The organism is Kitasatospora sp. NBC_00458 (assembly GCF_036013975.1).
GTDB lineage: Bacteria > Actinomycetota > Actinomycetes > Streptomycetales > Streptomycetaceae > Kitasatospora.
Genome location: NZ_CP107904.1, coordinates 1,523,601 through 1,541,789, shown reverse-complemented (window position 1 = coordinate 1,541,789; position 18,189 = coordinate 1,523,601). Strand labels below are relative to the sequence as shown.

Genomic DNA, 18,189 nt, shown 5'->3' with positions numbered 1-18,189 from the left:
CTAGGCTCCGCCCGCTCGGCCGGTCCCGTCCGTCCCGCCCGCCTCGGTGGCGAGGGCGGCGACGGCGGTGGCGAAACGTTCCAGCCCCTGCGGGTTGTGGGCGAGGAACAGGTTCGGCTCGATCAGTTCCAGCTCCATGACCACCGGTTCCCCGGCGTCGTCCAGCGCCAGGTCCACCCGTGCGAACAGCAGCGGCTCGGTGCCGGGGACGGCGGCGAGGGCCGCGCGGGCGGTGCGGAGCTCCGCCTCGGTCGGGTCGTGGGCGGTCACCCCCGGGTGGGCCACCCGGAGGTTGTCGATCACTCCGGGCTCGGTCAGGACCGGGCCCTTGCGGATGGCGTGGCTGAAGGCGCCGGCGACGAAGACCAGTGCGCGTTCGCCCTCCACCACGCGCCGGAGGTAGGGCTGGACCATCACGGTGCGGTCCTGGTCGAGCAGCAGGCGTGCGTGGCGCAGGGCGTCGGCGGTCCGGCCGGGTTCGTAGCGTGCGGTGTCCCGGGAGCCCGCGGAGACGGCGGGCTTGACCACGACGCCGCCGGGCAGGTCGAAGTCCGCCTCGTCGCACGGCCCGCCCGGTTCGAGGAAGCGGGTGGGCACGACGGGGACGCCGTGTCCGGCGAGTTCCGCCAGGTAGCGCTTGTCGCTGTTCCAGCGCACCACGGACGCCGGGTTCCGCAGCCGGGTGCCGCACGCGGCCTTGTCCGTCCAGGCGAGGAAGTCCGCTATCCGCTCGGCGTAGTCCCAGGTGGAGCGGATCACCGCGAGGTCGAACCGCTCCCACTCCGCGTCCCCGGCGTCCCAGTCGACCGCCTCGGCGGTGAGGCCCCGGGCCCGCAGGGCGTCGACGATCAGCGGAAGGTCGGCGTCGTACTCGGCGGCGGCGCGGGCGGTCACGACTGCGATCCTGGCGGGGGGCACGGAACTCTCCTGTCGGCGGGGGCGGTGGACGTCAGTCTAGGGAGGCCGGTGGCCGTCCGGTCCGCTGCTGCCTGCGGTAACGGCCGGGGGCGAGGCCGAACTCGCGCCGGAAGGCGTGTGCGAAGGCGTACTCCGAGCCGTAGCCGACCTGGGCGGCGACGGCGTTGAGCGGGCCGTCGGTGTCGCGGAGCAGCCGGGCCGCGGTGGTCATCCGCCACCAGGTGAGGTAGCCGAGCGGCGGTCGGCCGATCAGGGTGGTGAACCGCCGGGCGAACGCCGCGCGGGAGAGTCCGCCGTGGGCGGCGAGGCCCGCCACCGTCCAGGGGTCGGCCGGCCGCCGGTGGATGCCGTCGAGGGCGCGGCCGACCGCCGGGTCGCCGAGGGCGGCGGCCCACCCGCGCGGCGGGCCGTCGGGCGGACCCCCGGTGGGGCCCCCGGCCGGGTGCTCGGGGGCTTGCCGGGGGAGGGCCGCCCAGGCCCGGAGCACGACCCGCACGGCTTCATGGCCAACGCCCTGCGGTGGGCGGAGGAGCTCAGGGCCACCGGGGCGGTCCGCGGCTTCGGGGGCGCGGCCGGTCTGACGCCGGTCGACGAGCGCGACATCGCCGCCGTCGCCGTCCGGGCGCTCCTCGGGGACGGGCACGACGGGGCCCGGTACGACCTCACCGGTCCGGCCTCGCCGACCCAGGCCGAGCAGGTGCGGATCATCGGGGAGGCGGTCGGCCGCCCGGCCCGGTGGGAGGAGGTCCCCAGGGCGGACGCCCGGCTGCGGATGCTCGCCGGGGGGTGGCCGCCGGCCGTCGCGGACGGGGCGCTGGACTTCGTCGCGGCCCGGATCGGTGACCCGGAGCCGGTGACGACCACGGTCCGGGACGTCACCGGGGCCCCGGCGCGCACGCTGGGCGCGTGGGCCGCCGAGCACGCGGGTCTGTTCCGCTGACCGCCCCCCGTCCGCCCGTCGGCCCACCCCCGTCGGCCCGCCCCCGACGGTCCGACGGCCGGGCGGGCTCCCCTGCGCCCAGGCCGTCCGACCGCCCCCGTGCGCCCGGGGCTGCCAGGATGCGACCGGTTCGCGACCCGAACCCGACCGGCAACCTGCTGGCCGTCAACTTCCCGCCACCCCTACCATGTTGACGGTCGAGGGAGGTGCCGCCGTGGTGCACGGGGGTGGCGGGTCCGGCCGACGGCTGGAGAGCGCGATCGCGTGGGTGCTCAGGAACTCCGACGGCGTGGTGGCCCTGCTGGGCGCGCTGGTCGTCGGCCTGCTCGACCTGTTCGGGGGAGGCCTGGACGACAACGTCGTCTCCGGCGCCACGCTCCTGGTGCTGGCCGCCGTGGTGTACGGCTCGCTCGCCGAGCGCCGGCGGCGGGTGGTGGACATCCGGGAGGCGACGACGGGGGCCCGGGAGGCGCTGGAGAACCTGGCGTCGGTGCGCGAGCTGGCCGGCGCCGACCTGGAGGGGGCGCTGGAACGGGCCCGCCAGGACACCGACCGGTGGGTGTTCAAGGGCGGCACCGGCACGTACCTGCGGGCCGTCACCCTGCCCGAGTGCGTGCAGGAGGCGCGGCGGCGGCGCCGCGCGCTCACCGTCAAGATCGACATCGTGCACCCGGGCGACGAGGCGGCCTGCGCCGCGTACGCACGCTTCCGGGGGACCTTCGGCAGCCGGGCGGACGGCGCGCACGGCACGCACGACGCGGGCTGGAGCGTGGAGCGCACCCGCAAGGAGTCGTACGCGACGGTGCTGGCCGCCGCCTGGTACCGCCAGCGGCTGGACACCCTGGAGATCGACGTCCACCTCTCGGAGGTGGCCCCCTCGCTGCGGTTCGACGTCTCCGCGTCCTGCCTGATCATCACCCAGGACGACCCGGGGCGGGTCAGCATCTACGTCGAACGCGGCCGCCCGCTGTACGACTACTACGTCACCGAGCTGCACCACTACCGGGAGCAGGCGGTCAAGCTCGACCTCCGGGACACCGTACCGCTCGGCGACGACCCGACGGCGGACGAGGCCCGGCGGCTCTTCGAGCAGCTGCGCATCCCGCTGCCGACGGCCTTCTCGGACCGGGACGTCGGCGACATCATCGACCGGGCGCTGCACGCGGAGAACCCGTACCGCCGGTAGCCGCACCGCGCCCGCTGGGGGAGATCAGGGGGAGCCATGAACCTCTTCACGACACTCGAACGGGCCACCGGGCGCACCTCCGCCGAGCCGGGGCTGGACGGCCTGGTCGGCGGACTCCTGGCCGAGGTGGCCTCCGGCGCGCGGGCGCTGCGCGCGGTCGCCCACCCGCTCGGCTTCTACTGCCTGCCCGTGCTGCGCGACGGTGCGCACGGCGTGTGCGTGCACGTCTTCGACCCGGCCGCGGCCGGGCTGGAGCGCGAGATCCACTGCCACAGCTGGGAGCTGAAGAGCAGCGTGCTCTACGGCCGGGTCGGCAACCTGCGGGTCGGGGTGTACGACGACCCGGGCCGGCCGACGCACCGGGCGTTCGAGGTGTACAGCACCGGGGGGACGGACGAGATCCGTCCGACCCCGCGGCTGGTCCGCTGGGAGCCGCTGGCCGAGCAGACCAGCGCACGCGGCGAGACGTACACCCTGGGCGCGGGCGAGTTCCACGCCACGGTGCTGCCCGACCGCGCACCGGCCGCCACCGTGGTCCTCGGCCGGACCGTGCCGGGACCGGTGGACGTGGTGCTGGGGCCGGTGGACGGCACCGCCCGCCGCGTGGTGCGGCGGCTCTGCGACGCGGACCGGACGGCCCGGATCGCCGAAGAGGCAGTCAGGAGGATCAGTGGACACGAGAGAACCGGGTGAGGGCTCCGGACCGCCCGCCTACGCGGACGAGTGCCGGGTCGCGGTGCTGGCCGCCGAGGAGGCGGGGGCCCTGCTGCGCGCCCGCTTCCTGGACGCCTTCCGGGTGGACACCAAGGGCGAGGACGGCGACGTCGTCACCGAGCTCGACCTGCTCGCGGAGGAGCTGGTCACCCGCCGGCTGGCCGAACGCTTCCCGGCGGACCGCATCCTCGCCGAGGAGGGCGGTGCCACGGCGGGCGCGCCGGGCAGTCGCCGCACCTGGCTGGTCGACCCGCTGGACGGCAGCAACAACGTGGTGATCGGCCTGCCCGCCTACGTGGTGGGCATCGCGCTCTGCGTGGACGACGAGCCGGTGGTCGGCGTCGTCCACGACCCGGTGGCCGGCCGGACCTGGCGGGCGGTGCGCGGCCGCGGGGCGTACGGGCCGGCCGGGCGGCTGCGCGCCCCGATCGGTCCGCCGGGCGCGGTCCGGCCGGTGCTGGGCTGGACGCAGGGGCACGGCGTCGCCGGTGACGACCCGGTGGCCCGGGCGCTCAAGGACGGGCTGGAGCGGGGAGCCCGCCGGGTGCTCCAGCTGTGGGCGCCGCTGCTCACCTGGTCGCTGCTGGCCGGCGGGCTGATCGACGGCTTCGTCGGCTACCGGGCGGAGGAGGTCGACCTGCCCGCCGGAAGCCTGCTGGCGACCGAGGCGGGCCTGGTGGTCCGGGCGCTGGACGGCGGCGGGTTCAGCGCGCGGATCGGACAGCCGGACACCGCCCGCAGCTACGTCGCGGGCCGTCCGGAGGTGGTGCCGTACCTGCTCGACCTGGTCGCCGGGGCCGGTCTCCCCGGCGGCCCCCACGCGCCGTCCGGCTTCCAGGCGCCGCCCCGTCCCCAGGCGCCGCCCGGGTAGCCGCTCCCCGCAGCCCGGCCTTCGCCCGCAGCCCGGCCTCCGCCCCCGCAGCGCCACCCCAGGAGCCCCGCCCCTCCCGGACGCCTCAGGAGCCGCCCGCCACCGCGAGTGCCGCGGTGGCCAGCGCCACCCCGCCGACGGCGAGCACGGCGCTGGTCCCGGCCACGCTCCGCAGCGGCACCCGCAGCCCGGCCGAACGGCAGCGCTCGTACCAGAGCAGGGTCGCCAGCGAGGCCCACGGAGTGATCAGCGGACCGATGTTGGTGCCGATCAGCAGGGCCAGCAGCTGCTGGTGGTTGCCGGCCGGCACCGCGGCCTCCCCGGCCAGGTAGACCGGCAGGTTGTTGAGCAGGTTGGACAGGCCCGCGCCGACCGCCGAGGCCCGGAACAGGCCGAGCACCCCGCCGTCGGTGCCGATCGCCTCGGAGAGCAGCCGGTGCAGCCCGTGCGCGTCCACGGTCTGCACCACCAGGAACATCCCGGGCACCATGACCAGCAGCCGCCACGGTATCAACGAGGCCTGCAGCCCCTCCGGCCGTCGTGCGGCGAAGGCCGCCACGACCACCGCGGCCGCCGCGCCCGAGGCCGCCCAGAGCGGCACCACGGCCGCCAGGCTGGCCACCAGGAACCCGGCGCAGGCCAGCGCGCAGATCCGGAACAGCACCCGGTCCTTCGGCCGGTGCGCCGGCGGCGGCTCGTACCCGTCCGCGCCGCGCCGCCCGCGCCGCCAGTAGAACCCCCACAGGCAGGCCATGGTGGCGAGCAGGGCGGCCAGCTGCGGCGCCCACATCGCCCGGGCCAGCCCGGCGGGGGAGAGCGCGACCCGGTCGGCCGCCAGCAGGTTGGTCAGGTTGGAGACCGGCAGCAGCAGGCTGGCCGTGTTGGCGAGCCAGACCGTGGTCATCGCCAGCGGCAGCGGCGCGATGCCCACCCGGGTGGCCAGCGCCAGCATCACCGGGGTGAGCAGCACGGCGGTGGTGTCGAGGTTGAGCACGGTCGTGGTGAGCGCGGCGAAGCCCACGCAGAGCAGGAACAGCACCGGGTAGCTGCCCCGGCCGGCCCGCGCCACCCAGGCCGCGAGTACGTCGAACACCTCGGCGGCGCTGGTCAGTTCGGCCAGCACGATGACCGATCCCAGGAAGGCCAGCAGCGGTGCGACCCGCTCCACGGCCGCCCCGGCGGAGTCCGCCGGGAGCAGCCCGGTGGCAAGGAAGAGCAGGCCGAGGACGAGCAGGCCGGCGGCGAGCAGGTCGAGCGGGTGAAGTCGCCGGACGGCGGGCCAGTACGCGAACACGGACGTCAGGGTCGCACACGAGGCGTCCCGGGTCGAGGCCGCCACTCGCACGCCCGACCGGCCACCGGTCGTGCGTTCGCGGAATCCGGACCGGATATCACCCGAAACCGTTGCGGGCGAAGAGGGTTCAGCCCGTCCGGATCGGTCATAAGCTCTCTCCATGGGGGCTCTTGACGCGACCCCGGGTGGCCCCGGGCCGATCGACTTCTTCATCAGCTACTCGCCGGCCGACGAACGGTGGGCCGCCTGGATCGCGTGGACGCTGGAGGAGGCCGGCTACCGGGCGTTCCTCCAGGCGTGGGACTTCGTCCCCGGCAGCAACTTCGTCGACTTCATGGACCGGGGGGTCACCGAGTCGGCGGCCGTGATCGCCCTGCTCTCGCGCAACTACGAGCGCTCGCGCTACGGCCGCATGGAGTGGCAGGCCGCGCTGCGCGCCGACCCGGACGCGCCGGACCGCCGGCTGGTGACGGTCCGCATCGAGGACATCCCGGTGGACGGCCTGCTCGCCACCCTCACCTACATCGACCTGGTCGGCGTCGACGAGCCCGCCCGCGCCCGGCAGCTGCTGCTCACCCGGGTCGCGGCGGCCATGGACGGCCGGTCCCGGCCCGAGCTGCGCCCCGGCTACCCGGGCGGCGCCCCCGGCGCCCCCGGCGCGCCGGCCCCGGCCGCCCAGAGCCGGGTCCCCGGGCCGCGGACGGTCGGCGGCACCGGCTGGGCGGGCCGGCGCAGGCCGTCCGTCCAGCCCGACTACCCGCAGTCCGCGGGCCGGTCCGGCGGACGCGACGCGGTGACGGTGCTGCACCTGGCCGGGCCCGAGTTCGGCCGCGGCAACGACCCGGTCGACCTGCAGGCCGCCATCTGGGGCGACCTGGTCGAGCTGGCCGACTCCGGCGCCCCCGCGCCCGAACTGGTGGTCGTCACCGGCGACCTCACCGCCTCCGGCAGCCCCCGCGAGTGCGAGCAGGCGCTCTCCTTCCTCACCGCGATGCGCGCCCTGCTCGGCCTGGAACCGCACCGGGTGGCGATCGTCCCCGGCGGGCAGGACGTCAGCCAGGCCGCCTCCCGCGCCTACTTCGCCACCTGCGAGGCCGACGAACTGCGGCCCGCCCCGCCGTACTGGCCCAAGTGGCGGCACTACGCCCGGCTGTTCCAGGAGTTCTACCAGGGCCTGGACGTCGTCTTCGACAGCGCCCAGCCGTGGACGCTCTTCCCCGTGCCCGAGCTGGGCACCGTCGTCGCGGGCCTCAACTCCTCGATGGCCTGGTCCCACCGGCCCGACGACCGGTACGGCTGGCTGGGCCCCGAGCAGGCCGCCTGGTTCGCCCAGGCGCTGCGCCCCTACGAGAACGACGGCTGGCTGCGGATCGGGGCGCTGCGCCACCCGGTCGCCGGCCCCCAGGGCGCGGGGCCGGGGGGCGGCCCGCACACCGCCGGCGTCCGCCCGGCCGGCTCCCGGCCACCGGTCGGACGCCCGGCCCGCAACGGCCCGGACGGCGAACCGCTGCGCGACGTCGACCGGTTCACCCGGCTCACCGCGCCCCGCCTCCACCTGCTGCTGCACGGTCCGACCGCGGCCCGCACCGCCGTCGGGGAGCTGGCGACCTCGGCCGGCGGGGTGACCGTGGTCGGCGCCCCGCCCGCCGGCGGCCACCAACTGCTCCAGCTCACCCGGGAGGGGCTGACCCGGTGGTCCGCGCCGGACGCCGTCGTCCAGCGGATGGCCGCCACCTGGCGCCGGGCCGGGCGGGCCTTCCCGGTGCCCGAGCCGGCCGCCCCCGCCCCGGCCGCCCCGACCGTCGAGCCGCCGCAGGTGGACGAGGCGCACCCGGCCACCGGGGCGGAGCGCGAGACCCGGGCGCTGGCCTCGCCGCTGGACGCCCTGCTGGCCCGGGTCTCCGAGGTCTGCCGCACCCGCCACCAGGGCGCGCAGATCCGCGCGGTGGACGGCACCCCGCCGCAGCTCTTCGTCACCTGGGCCGAGTCCGGCCTGGTCCGCCAGCAGCGGGTGGCCGTCAGCGTGCACACCCCGACCGTCGAGGACGTCGACCGCTTCGTCGAGGAGGTGCACGCCGACGGCACCAACCTGGACGCCGAGCTGGTCTACGACGGCCCGCCGCCGCCCCGCGCCCTGCGCGAGCGGGCCCGGCGCCGGGGCGTGCGGCTGCGCAGCTTCCTGGAGTTCCAGGGCCTGCTGGACCTGCGCGGCCACGTCGCCGCCCAGAGCGAGCGGCTGAGCACCGACAGCCAGTACCTGCCCGGCCTCTACCTGCCGCAGCGCTACCGCGACGCCGAGCGCCCCGGCGTCCGGGAGCGCGAGGGCCTGGTCGACGAACTGCTCCGGCTGCTCGACTCCGACCACGGCCGGTTCATCCTGCTGCTCGGCGACTTCGGCCGCGGCAAGACCTTCGCCCTGCGCGAGCTCGCCCGCCGGATCCCCGCCGAACTCCCGCACCTGTCACCGCTGTTCATCGAGCTCAACGCACTGGACAAGGCGCACTCGCTGGACGGCCTGGTGGCCGCCCACCTGACCGAGCACGGCATCGACACCCTCGACCTGCGGGCGTTCCGCTACATGCTCCGCCAGGGCCGCGTCGTGCTGCTCTTCGACGGCTTCGACGAGCTCGTCAACCGGGTCAGCTACGAGCGCGCCGCCGACCACCTCCAGGTGCTGCTGGACGCCGCCGTCGACAGCGCCAAGATCGTCGTCACCAGCCGCACCCAGCACTTCAGCTCCCACGAGCAGGTGCTCACCGCGCTCGGCGAGCGGGTCGGCCTGCTCCCGCAGCGCCGGCTGATCGCCGTCCAGGACTTCACCCCGCACCAGATCCACGGCTACCTCGCCAACCGGTACGGCGACCCGGACGCGGCCGCCCGCCGGATGCGGCTGCTGGAGGCCATCCCGGACCTGCTCGCGCTCTGCAGCAACCCCCGCCTGCTCAGCTTCGTCGCCGACCTCGACCACGAACGGCTGCGCGCCGTCGCGGGCGCCGGCCGGGCGCTCAGCGCCGCCGGCCTCTACCAGGAGGTCTTCACCTCCTGGCTGCGCTTCGAGGAGCAGCGCGGCCAGGGCGGCCCCGGCGCGGCCCCCGGCCTGCACCTGGACCAGCTCTGGCAGGCCGTCACGCTGCTGGCGCTGCGCCTGTGGGAGAGCGGCCGGACCGCCATGCCGCTGGACGAGATCGTGGACATCGCCGGGGTGCTGGGCGGACTGGCGGAGAACCGGATGCCGACCTCGCAGTTCGCCCACGCGGTCGGCTCCGGCAGCCTGCTGATCCGCTCCGACGAGGGCATGTTCCACTTCATCCACGGCTCGGTGGTGGAGTGGCTGGTCGCCCGGGCGGCCGCCGCCGCGCTGGAGCGCGGCGAGACGGAACTGCTCGGCCGCGGCCCGCTCAGCCGGCTGGCCGTCGAGTTCCTCTGCGACCTCGCCGACCACCAGGTCTGCCAGCACTGGGCCCGGTCCGTCCTGGACGGCGCGCACGACACCGGCGAGGCCGCCCGGCTCAACGCCGTCAAGGTGCTGGACCGGCTGCGGGTGCCCGCCCACACCGACCTGCGGGGCGCGTCCCTGGCCGGCGAGGACCTCTCGCACCGCGACCTGTCCGGCGTCGACCTGTCCGGCGCGGACCTCACCGACGCCCGCCTGCTCGGCGCCAACCTGTCCGGTGCCGACCTGCGCGGCGCGACGCTGGCCGGCGCCCGGCTGGACGCCGCCGACCTCTCCGGCGCCGACCTGCGGTCCGCGGACCTGCGCGGCGCCCGCCTGGTCCGCACCGACCTGCGCGCCGCCCGGCTGCGCGGCAGCCGCTGGCAGCGGGCCGCGCTGATCTCCGCCGTCACCGATCCGGAGGTGCTGGCCGCGCCCGAACTGCGGGCCGCCGCGATCGCTCCCGGACTGCCCGTCGAGGCCGGATTCAGCCCGTCCGAGGTCGGCGTCCCCTACGGGTTCGACGTGCGCTCCACCCGGCTGCCCGAGCCGGTCGCGTTCAGCCCGGACGGCCGGCTCCTCGCGGTCGGCAGCGAGGACGGCAGCGTGCTGGTCTGCGACGCCGTCACCGGGGTCGCCCTGCGCACCCTCAAGGACCACATCGGCCGGGTCTACGCCGTGAAGTTCGCCGGCGACGTGCTGGCCACCGGCAGCGCCGACGGCACCGTCCGGCTCTGGGACCAGGTCTCCGGGGAGTGCCGGCACCGCCTCGACGTCCACCCCGGCGGCGTCTGGCCGGTCTCGCTCGGGCCGGCCGGGCGACTGGTCGCCACCGGCGACCCGAACGGGGTCGTCACCCTCTGGGACACCGCCACCGGCCGCCCGCTGCACCGCCTGCCCGGCCACGACGCGCCCGTCTACACGGCGGTGTTCAGCCCGGACGGCGCCCTCCTGGTCACCGGTGACCAGGGCGGCGGGGCACGGCTCTGGTCCACCTCCACCGGCCGCCGGCTCGCCGTGTTCCCGGGCCACCGCGGCACCGTCTACCGGTCCGCGTTCAGCCCCGACGGCACCCTGATCGCCACCGGCGACGGCGGCGACGACGGGACCGGCGGCTCCGTGCGGATCTGGGAGACCGCCGGCCGCCGGCTGCTGCACACCCTGCGCGGGCACGCCGGCCGGATCTACACGCTGGCCTTCCACCCGGACGGCGACCTGCTCGCCAGCGGCGACACCGAGGGCCAGGTCCGGCTCTGGAACCCGCTCGACGGCACGCCCGCCGGCCGCCCCGAGGACTCCGGCGGCAAGATCTACCAGGTCACCTTCGACGAGGCCGGCAGCCGGCTCGCCGCCAGCGACAGCGACGGCGGGGTCCGGGTCTGGCGGGTCACCCGGATCCCCCGGGCCGACGGCGCCGCCCGGACGGAGCCCGACGGGCGGGTCGCGGGCGGCCCCGGGCACGAGGTGGTGCCGCTGCGCCGCCAGCCGCCCGAGCACCGGGGCTCCGTCTGGGCCTGCCGGTTCCGCCCCGGCGCCGGCCGGGGCAGCGCGGAGACCGACGCGCTGCTGGTCACCGGCGGCAACGACGGCCTGGTCCGGCTCTGGGACCCGGCCTCCGGCCGCAGCCGCCAGCTCCTGCGCGGCCACGGCCGCCGGATCGGCTCGCTCAGCTTCAGCGGGGACGGCACCCTGCTGGCGGCCGGCGGCAACGACGGCGTGATCCGGCTCTGGGAGCCGGCCACCGGCCGCCGGGTGCGCGAACTCTCCGGCCGCAGCAGCCGGCTGGTCTCCGCCGAGTTCAGCCCGGAGGAGGCGGTCCTCGCCACCGCCACCAACGACGGCGACCTCTGCCTGTGGAACGCCAGGACCGGCGAGTACCTCCGGGAGATGGACGTCGAGACCGAGCACGTCTGGGCCGAGGCGTTCAGCGCCGACGGCGTCCTGGTGGCCACCGCCAACGACGACGACACCGTCCGCATCTGGTACCGCCGCACCGGGGCCCACCTCACCACCCTGCGCGAGCACCGCGGCCGGGTCCGCTCCATCGCGTTCAGCCCGGACGGGCGGCGGCTGTTCACCGGCTGCGACGACAGCCGGGTCCGGATCTCCGACATCGGGACCGGCCGGGTCGAGGCCGAACTCGACGGACACACCGACCGGGTGTACGGCGTCTCGCCGGCGCCCGACGGCAGCTGGCTGGCCAGCGCCTCCTGGGACGGCACCGCGCTCGTCTGGGGCGACGGCGTCGTCCGGCACCGGCTGACCGGCCACGTCGGGCGGCTCTGGACGACCGCCGCCCACCCCACCCGGCCGCTGCTCGCCACGGCCGGCGACGACCGGGTGGTCCGGCTGTGGGACCCGCGCACCGGCGAGGAGGTGGCGGGGCTGCGCGGCCACACCGGCCGGATCCTCGCGGTCGCCTTCAGCCCGGACGGCTCGCTGCTGGCCAGCGGCGGGGAGGACGGCACCGTCCGGCTCTGGCGCATCGGCGCCGCCGGGCGGCCCACCGCCCTCGCCACCCTGCTCGGCGCCCCCGACGGCTGGGCGGCGCTGCTGCCGTCCGGGGCCTACAAGTGCGAGGGCGACGTGGCCGGCGAGTTCTGGCACGCCGTCGGGATGTGCCGCTTCGAGCCGGGGGAACTGGACTCCCACCTCCCGGGCGTCCACCGCCTCCCCCCGGAGGAGGAGCTGTGAGCCGCGGAGCCGGTGCGACCTGACGCGGGCCGTGAACCGCCCGGGCCGCTCGGGCCGCTGGGGCCGCTCGGGCCGTGAACCGTGTGAGCGGCGAGCGGTGAGCCGTGCGCGGCCGCTGTGGGCGCGCACCGGCAGGATGGGGGCATGCCGACGAACAGCACCGTCCGCCTCCGCATCGAGGCCACCGACCTGCCGGGCCGCAGCTGCGCCCCCGTCCCCGGGTTCCCCGGCTACACCGCCGTCCTGGTGGGGGTCCAGCGCAGGGGCGCACCGGGGGAGTTGCTCGACCCGGTGGCGGGCGACGCGGCCGGGGCGGTCTGGACGCTGGAGTGCACCGTGAAGGCCGGGCCGGCCGGCCCGGACCTGCTGGGCCCGTACGTGCAGGGCGGCCCGGGCGGCCGGTTCGTCTACCTCTCGTGGCTGACCCCGGGCCCGGACGGACCCGAACTCCTCCGCCGGGCCAAGCTGTTCCTGGACGCCGTCCCGCCCGAGACCGTCGGGGCGGCGGTGGCGGGCGGGCTGCTGGCCGGCCGGCTCGGCCTGACCGACGCCAAGGGGCACCCGCTCTGCGGGGCGGTCCGCCCGCCGGTGATCACCTGGTCGGCCGGGGCCTGAGCGGTGGCCTGAGCCGTGTCCTGAGTCGCGGCCTGGGCCGCGGCACGACGGAGGACCCCGCCGGTGCGGCGGGGCCCTCCTCGTTCAGCGGACCTCAGCGGACCTCATCGGACCTCTGGGGCCTCGGGGGTCTCAGGAACCCTCGGGCGTTCCATCGGTTCCGGTGAACCGGCCTACTGGTACTGCACGGTGGCGCTGACGCCGCTGAAGTCCTGCTGCCCGGCGGCGAGGCTGAAGTAGACCCAGCCGGACGGGGGGTTGTCGATCGTCAGGGTCTCGTTGTTGCCGGCGTTGGTGGACTTCGCCAGGGCGTTGCCGGTGGTGGCCCAGTTGCCGCCGCCGTAGTAGAGGTCGGCGTTGCCGGTGCCGCCGGTGGTGGTGATGGTGAGCTTCTGGACGCCGGCCGGCACGTTCAGGAAGTGGTAGCTGTAGTTGCCGGTGGTGGCGGCGAGGTTGTCGCGGCGGCAGTTCTTGTCGAACTGGCGCGGGTCGGCGATGGTGCAGACCGGGATGGCCGGGGCGACCGGGGCCTCGGGCAGCGGGCCGCAGCTGTTGCTCGCGCAGGCGGTCAGCCAGGCGTCGAAGCCGGCGTCGTAGCGGGTGCCGATGGTCTGCTTCAGGATGGTGCGGGCACCGTTCCAGTCACCGGCGCGGTACTTGGTGAGCACGGCCTCGACGTCCGCGCGGTGCTCCTGGAGCATGTAGCGGACGGCGAGCCAGCCCCACTTGTAGACCCGGGTCGAGTTGACGTCGGGGTCGCCGTCCTCCTCGTAGACGGTGTCGAACAGCTCGCTGAGCTTGTAGGTCTTCTTGGCGGCCTCGTTGATCGCCTCGGTGTTGCGCAGGTTGCGGTAGCCGAAGGAGATGTTCTCCGCGATGCCCTCGACCCACCAGATGGTCGGCGTCACGATGTTGGAGTCGAAGTCGCCGGCCATGTTGTAGCGGCCGTCGAGGTAGTGGGTGTACTCGTGGTTGAGGTTCCAGATGTGGAAGGTCGGGCGCAGCCAGTCGGCCTCGTGGGCGATGAAGCGGGCCTGGTTGCCGGGCAGGGCCGGGTTGCCCTCCTCGTACATGCCGCCGTTGTCCACGTCGATGTTGTAGAACGACCAGGCGTACAGCGAGTAGTTGTAGTAGTCGTCGAAGGCGACGACCTCCAGGTTGGTGTTCACGTCGCCCGGGATCGCGCCCTTGTCGCCGATCACCTTGTGGAAGTAGGCGTCCTGGTTGACCAGGCTGGTGCAGGTGGAGGCCAGCTGCGCGGCCGACATGTCCTGGGCGCGGATCTTCAGGTTCGCGTTGCAGGTGTGCTGGATCGGCAGGATCACCGGCATCAGACGGTCGTTCAGGTCGCAGATGGCGTAGGCCGCGCAGTTGTTCTTGTCGAACTTGCGGGTGGCCCAGGCCAGGTTCATGGTGATCGCGGCGGTGGGGCCGACGTTCGGGTACCGGTTGATCAGGTCCTTGAGGATCGGCCGGACCTTGGCCTTGAGCTCGGGGACGGCGAGGGCGTAGCCGAGGTAGCGGCCCTCGTTGCTGACCATGTCAGAACGGTTGAGCAGGTCCTCGTTGCGGGTGATGAAGTCGGACCAGGTGTCGAGGATGCTGGAGTCGGCCTTGAGGGCGGCCTTCCAGCCCTGGTTGTCGACCGTCTTGGGGTCGAGGCCGTCCTCGATGATCCAGTTGAAGTGCTTGAACGACTTGTCCATCTGGGGGGTCCAGCTGCCGTCGTAGCTGGCCAGAATCCACTTGAGGACGCCCTGGTACCGACCGAGGCCCTTGATCTGGCCGATCACCGTGACGGCTTCCTGGAGGGTGGCACCGTTGGCGTCGGTGACGTCCTTGCTGTGCGGGGCGGCGAAGAAGGCGTCCAGCGCGGCGTGGGTCGCGGTCTCCAGCGTCGGGCCGTAGGTGCCGACGGAGGCCTGGTCGACCTCGTGGACGTAGTAGCCGGCGCGCAGGAAGAGCACCAGCTGTCCGACGGAGGTGCTGTTGTCGCCCGGGTAGGTGGCGGAGGCGTCGCGCAGCGCGTCGGCGACGGTCGCCATCTTGGCCTCGGTGAAGGTCTTCGCCGCGTTCTCGCCCCTGAGGTTGAACAGGGGGTAGGTGCAGTCGACGTACGGCAGTGCCTTGAGCTTCTGGACCAACGCGCTGCCCGTGGCGTTGATCACGTCGTACTGGCCCGTACAGGGGTCCTCGCCGGCGGCGGCCGAGAACTGCTTGCCCGTCTTGAGGGGCGCGGCGACCGGCGGCGCCGGCACGGTGGACTGCTTGCCGTAGTCCTGCGAGGAGAGCTCGTAGGGGGTGTTGTTCCTGGCGTCGGGGGACTTCGGGACCGGGATCGACCGCGGCGTCGAGCCGGCCTGGCCGCCGGCGCTCACGCCGGCCGGGGCCGTGGTGCCGACGGGAGCGGCCTGGCTCTGCGGTGCGAAGAGGCCGAGCGCGATGAAGAAGGCCGCGCCGAGCGCAGGGATTCTGCGCACGTTGGCCGTTGATATCCGGGAGGGACGCATCTGTGGGGGCCTCCGGGGCCGTTGTGGTCGCGCCTTGGGGCACGCGACCTCTCGATGTGTGACATGTAAAATGGCACATGTCGCATGGCGCCGGGAAGGGCTCGGACCGGATTGCCGCCCGCCGCAACCGAAACGTTGTCAGATCACGTGCAGGGAGGGCCCCGCCGGTTCGGCGGGGCCCTCCCTGTTCACACGGACCACCGGGGTCCGGTGGAGCGTCCACCGGTACCGGTGGGGCGGACTACTGGTAGGTGACGGTGGCGCTGACGCCGCCGAAGGTCTGGGCCGCGGCGAGGCTGAAGTAGACCCAGCCGGACGGCGGGTTGTTGACCGTCAGCGTCTCGTTGTTCCCGGCGTTGGTGGACTTGGCCTGGTAGGAGCCGGTGGTGGCCCAGTTGCCGCCGCCGTAGTAGAGGTCGGCGTTGCCGGTGCCGCCGGTGGTGGTGACGGTCAGCTTCTGGACGCCGGCCGGCAGGTACAGGAAGTGGTAGCTGTAGTTGCCGGTGGTGGCGGCGAGGTTGTCCCGGCGGCAGTTCTTGTCGAACTGGCGCGGGTCGGCAATGGTGCAGAGCGGGGCCTGGGAGGTCGGCAGGGTGCCGCAGTTGTCGGCCGCGCAGGCGGTCAGCCAGGTGGAGAAGTCGGCGTCGTACTTGGTGCCGATGGTCTGCTTCAGGAAGGTGCGGGCACCGTTCCAGTCACCGGCGCGGTACTTGGCGAGCACCGTGTCGACGTCCGCCGGGTGCGACTGGAGCATGTAGCGGACCGCCAGGTAGCCCCACCGGTAGACCCGGGTCGAGTTGACGTCGGCGTCGGGGGTCTGGTCGTAGACGGTGTCGAACAGCTCGCTGAGCTTGTAGGTCTTCTTGCCGGCCTCGGCGATGGCGCCGGCGTTGCGCTCGTTGCGGTAGTGGTACGAGATGTACTCGGCGACGCCCTCGACCCACCAGATGGTCGGGGTGGTCATGCCGGCCTCGAAGTCACCGGCCATGTTGTAGCGGCCGTCGAGGTAGTGGGTGTACTCGTGGTTGAGGTTCCAGATCTGGAACTCCGGGCGCAGCCAGTCGGCCTCGTGGGCGATGAAGCGGGCCTGGTTGCCGGCCTGGGCCGGGTTGCCCTCCTCGTACATGCCGCCGTTGTCGGTGTCGATGCCGTACATGATCCAGGCGTACAGCTTGTAGTTGTAGTAGTCGTCGAAGGCGACGACCTCCAGGTTGGTGTTCAGGTCGCCGGGGACCGCCCCGTTGTCCTTGATGACCTTGTGGAAGAAGGCGTCCTGGTTGATCAGGCTGGTGCAGGTGTTCGCCAGCTCGGTGGTGCTCATCTGCTGGGCGCGGACCCGCAGGTTGGCGTTGCAGTTCTGGGTGTTGACGAGGACCAGCGGCACGAGCCGGGTCGGCAGGTCACAGGTGCCGTAGTACGTGCAGTTGCCCTTGTCCTGCTTCTCGGCGAACCAGACGAGGTTCATCGTGAGCGGGGCGGAGGCGCCGACCAGCGGGTACCGGTTGATCAGGTCCTTGACCAGCGGGCGGCCCTGGGTCCGGAGGCTGTCCACGGAGACCAGGTTGCCGAGCTGCATGCCGATCCGGGTGACCACGTCGCCGCCGTCCAGCTGGGCGGCGTTGCGGGTGACGAACCCGGCCCAGGCGGTGGCGATGGACGGGTCGGCCTGGAGGGCCGCGATGAAGCCGGTGTCGCCGTACTTCAGGTCGAAGCCGCCCTCGATGACCCACTCGACGTGGTCCACGGCGAGCTTCATCGAGGCCGGCCAGTTGCTGCCGTACCCGGCGAGCAGCCGCTTGACGACGCCGGCGTACCGGCCGTTCTCGTCGGCGCTGTCGATGAGGGTGACGGCCTCGTTGAGGGTTGCGCCGTTGGCCTCGGTGACGTCCTGGCTGCGCGGGGCGGCGAAGAAGGCGTCCAGCCCGCCGCGGATCGCGGTCTGCAGGGCGGTGCCGTAGCTGCCGACGGCGGCCTCGTTGTTCCCCTGCACGTAGTAGCCGGCGCGCAGGAACATCACCAGCTGGCCGATGCCCGTGCTGTTGTCGCCCGGGTAGGTGGCCGAGGCGGTGCGCAGGGCGTCCGCGACGGTGACCATCTGGGCCTCGCGGAAGACCTTCCCGGCGTCGGTGCCGGTGAGGTTGAACAGCGGGTAGGTGCAGGTGACGTCGGGGAGCGCCTTGAGCTGCTGGACCAGCGCGCTGCCCGAGGCGCCCATCACGCCGGAGAGGTCGCAGTTGACGGCAGCCGCGGCCGCCGAGAACTGCTTGGCGCTCTTGGCGGCGGCCGACGGGGTCGGGGTGACCGACTTGGTGCCGGTGTCCTTGCCGGTGCTCTCGGAAGCGAGCGGGCGGCCGCCGGTGCCGGCGTCGGGGGACTTGGGCACCGGGATCGCCTTCGGCGCGGGCGCTGCGGCGACTCCGGAGGCGGCCTTGGCCGTGGGGGCGGCGGTACCGGCCGGGGCGGCCTGGCTCTGCGGCGCGAAGAGGCCGAGGGCGATGAAGAAGGCGGCACCGAGCGCAGGGAGCCTGCGTGCGGTGGCCTTGGATATGCGGAAGGGGCGCATCTGTGGGGGCCTCCGAGGCCGTTCGGGGCCGCGTGTTGGGGGAGCGGCCACTCGATGTGTGACATGTAAAATGGCACATGTCGTATCGTGTCGGGAAGGCCTCGGAGCGGATTGCCCGCCGTCGCAACCGAAACGTTGTCAGACGGCCGTCAAGTCACGCGGGTGACGGGCCGAAGGCCGGTGGGGTCGGCAGGGGCCGGCAGCGGCCCGGCGGTGGGCCGGCGGGGGTGCGACGCCGGGGGCGTGACGAACGGACCGCCGGGCGCGGGCTCCGCCCCGGGTGCGGATGCGAGCCCCGCCGGAGTCGCGGCGAGCCTCCTGGTGGGTTCCGCGGGGGAGCCCTTCCGGGGAACGGCGACCCCGCGGCGCAGCCGACGACCGGTCACGGTCGTTCGCCCCCGTCGCTCATTACATACGTGTGCCCATTGTGCACGACGGGACATCGGGAATA

General features: G+C 74.3%; 10 protein-coding genes and 1 pseudogene. 6 read left to right on the top strand and 5 right to left on the bottom strand.

Features of this window, described 5'->3' with window-relative positions:
• Together OG550_RS05375 and OG550_RS05370 are read right to left on the bottom strand one after the other, a co-directional pair.
• The gene (locus OG550_RS05375; RefSeq protein WP_327675079.1) at positions 1-894 is read right to left on the bottom strand and encodes an ATP-grasp domain-containing protein; all 894 of its coding nucleotides are present in this window, start codon (positions 892-894) and stop codon (positions 1-3) included.
• A 55-nt stretch (positions 895-949) separates the two neighbouring features.
• A pseudogene (locus OG550_RS05370) lies at positions 950-1,315 on the bottom strand (helix-turn-helix transcriptional regulator); the annotation flags it as partial.
• 105 nt (positions 1,316-1,420) lie between these two features.
• On the opposite strand from OG550_RS05370, the gene OG550_RS05365 reads away from it, so the two are divergent.
• The 4 genes from OG550_RS05365 to OG550_RS05350 all read left to right on the top strand — a co-directional run bounded on the left by OG550_RS05365 (position 1,421) and on the right by OG550_RS05350 (position 4,629).
• Positions 1,421-1,858, top strand: a complete 438-nt coding sequence (locus tag OG550_RS05365) for a hypothetical protein (protein WP_327675078.1) — start codon at positions 1,421-1,423, stop codon at positions 1,856-1,858.
• Positions 1,859-2,072: 214 nt separating this feature from the next.
• Positions 2,073-3,044, top strand: a complete 972-nt coding sequence (locus tag OG550_RS05360) for a hypothetical protein (protein ID WP_327675076.1) — start codon at positions 2,073-2,075, stop codon at positions 3,042-3,044.
• 36 nt (positions 3,045-3,080) lie between these two features.
• Complete coding sequence (locus tag OG550_RS05355; RefSeq protein ID WP_327675074.1) at positions 3,081-3,737, top strand: hypothetical protein; 657 nt, start codon at positions 3,081-3,083, stop codon at positions 3,735-3,737.
• The gene (locus tag OG550_RS05350) at positions 3,715-4,629 is read left to right on the top strand and encodes an inositol monophosphatase family protein (protein ID WP_327675072.1); all 915 of its coding nucleotides are present in this window, start codon (positions 3,715-3,717) and stop codon (positions 4,627-4,629) included. The genes OG550_RS05355 and OG550_RS05350 overlap by 23 nt, the downstream gene beginning before the upstream one ends.
• 85 nt (positions 4,630-4,714) lie before the next feature.
• On the opposite strand, the gene OG550_RS05345 is transcribed toward OG550_RS05350, so the two are convergent.
• Positions 4,715-5,923 carry an SLC13 family permease gene (locus tag OG550_RS05345; RefSeq protein WP_327675070.1) on the bottom strand — a complete coding sequence of 403 codons (1,209 nt, stop codon included), beginning with the start codon at positions 5,921-5,923 and terminating at the stop codon, positions 4,715-4,717.
• 160 nt (positions 5,924-6,083) lie between these two features.
• On the opposite strand from OG550_RS05345, the gene OG550_RS05340 reads away from it, so the two are divergent.
• A complete protein-coding gene (locus OG550_RS05340) occupies positions 6,084-12,050 on the top strand; it encodes a TIR domain-containing protein (protein ID WP_327675068.1) in 5,967 nt (1,988 codons plus the stop codon).
• A 144-nt stretch (positions 12,051-12,194) separates the two neighbouring features.
• Positions 12,195-12,665, top strand: a complete 471-nt coding sequence (locus OG550_RS05335) for a DUF5990 family protein (protein ID WP_327675066.1) — start codon at positions 12,195-12,197, stop codon at positions 12,663-12,665.
• Between the two features lie 173 nt (positions 12,666-12,838).
• Here the strand turns inward: OG550_RS05335 and OG550_RS05330 are convergent, their stop codons facing one another.
• Both OG550_RS05330 and OG550_RS05325 read right to left on the bottom strand, forming a co-directional pair.
• Positions 12,839-15,145, bottom strand: coding sequence for a M9 family metallopeptidase (locus OG550_RS05330; RefSeq protein WP_327675064.1), 2,307 nt, complete (start codon positions 15,143-15,145; stop codon positions 12,839-12,841).
• Between the two features lie 271 nt (positions 15,146-15,416).
• A complete protein-coding gene (locus OG550_RS05325; protein ID WP_327675062.1) occupies positions 15,417-17,738 on the bottom strand; it encodes a M9 family metallopeptidase in 2,322 nt (773 codons plus the stop codon).
• Positions 17,739-18,189: the final 451 nt, after the last annotated feature.